This window comes from Arthrobacter sp. Hiyo1 (assembly GCF_001263615.2).
GTDB lineage: Bacteria > Actinomycetota > Actinomycetes > Actinomycetales > Micrococcaceae > Arthrobacter.
The window spans coordinates 251,445-252,633 of sequence record NZ_DF952470.1 but is presented as its reverse complement, the minus strand read 5'-3'; the positions used below and the strand labels follow the sequence as shown (position 1 = coordinate 252,633).

Below are 1,189 nucleotides of genomic sequence, written 5' to 3'. Positions count from 1 at the left end.
GCTGCGCCGGACGTGCGGGGTCTGGGCGTGGCTCATCGGACGCGGACTCCTTCGCTGACGCGTGCGCCGCTGATCCGGATATCCACGCGGCTCAAGGTGGAACCGCTGAGCTGGGTGACACGCTCAAGAATGGCCGTCTTGGCAGCTACGGCACGGTCCCAGACCGTTCCACCGTATCCTGCTACCCGCAGGGGGTCCCTGAGGACGTCCGTCAGCGAGGGCACACTGATCGGGGCGACAATCGAGAGTGCCAGCAGGCCGTCGTCGTCCGACCATTCGGCGCGAACATCCTGCGACGAGACTCCAAGCGCTTCCGCGGCGGCTGCCTGGGCCAAGGTGGTGAGCGCCTGGGTGCTGATTCGGTTGTGGCCAGCCAGATTCACGGCGGGCTGCACAGCCTCAGCCGTGGAACTCATGACGACGAGCGGCGGCCGGTGAGGGCATCCAGCACGCTGCGCAGGTCAAGCTTTCCGTCCGCGGCGCGGCCCAGAAGTGCACCGATGCCCATGAAGAGAAGCGCGATGATGAAACCCCACAGCCCGAATTGGAAGGCCATGAACGCCACGAAGGCGCCGATCCCGATTCCGACAACGGTCAAGTTCACTGGAGTGGCTCCCTTTCCGATAATGCGCCTCTTGTTCCGGCTTTGACGGGCGGAGCAACGTAGACGTCGTTGATCTCAACGTTGACCTCAATGACCTCCAGGCCCACCAACGATTCGACGGCACGATAGACGGCCGCGCGGACCTGGTTCGCGACATCATGCAAAGGGTATCCGTAGACGGCCACAAGATTGAGGTCCACGGCCACTTGGGTTTCTCCGACCTCAGCGCGGACGCTGCGGCGTGGTCCTGGCTACCAACGGCATCGCGGATGGCTCCGAGGGCGCGCGAAGGAGCCGAGCCGAGGGAATAGACGCCTGGAACAGCCCTGGCGGCAATGCCGGCAACCTTGGCGACAGCGGAATCCGAGATCACTGTGCGGCCACTTCCTGCCACCGTTTGCCGGTCCTCGGATACCGGAGCCCCAACGGCTTCCGGTTCAGGCGCGGTGTAGCTTTCCTGCTGGTCCATTTAGCCCTCCCCTTCTCTTGAGTACCACCCTAGCGCTTGGCCAAGACAAGGCGGAGACAAGCCGGCCGTCGCCATGAGATTCTGCTGGATCATTGCCGTAAATGGCGCACGCGGGG

2 protein-coding genes and 1 pseudogene are annotated in these 1,189 nt (G+C 64.2%); all 3 read right to left on the bottom strand.

Features of this window, described 5'->3' with window-relative positions; translation table 11 throughout:
* Positions 1–32 precede the first annotated feature (32 nt).
* On the bottom strand, positions 33–416 hold the full coding sequence (locus AHiyo1_RS10040; RefSeq protein ID WP_059388474.1) for a hypothetical protein: 384 nt from the start codon (positions 414–416) through the stop codon (positions 33–35).
* The gene (locus AHiyo1_RS10035; protein WP_059388473.1) at positions 413–604 is read right to left on the bottom strand and encodes a DUF2273 domain-containing protein; all 192 of its coding nucleotides are present in this window, start codon (positions 602–604) and stop codon (positions 413–415) included. Before AHiyo1_RS10035 ends, AHiyo1_RS10040 begins: the two co-directional genes overlap by 4 nt.
* Positions 601–1,073: pseudogene (locus tag AHiyo1_RS10030) on the bottom strand (Asp23/Gls24 family envelope stress response protein). Before AHiyo1_RS10030 ends, AHiyo1_RS10035 begins: the two are co-directional and overlap by 4 nt.
* Positions 1,074–1,189 lie beyond the last annotated feature (116 nt).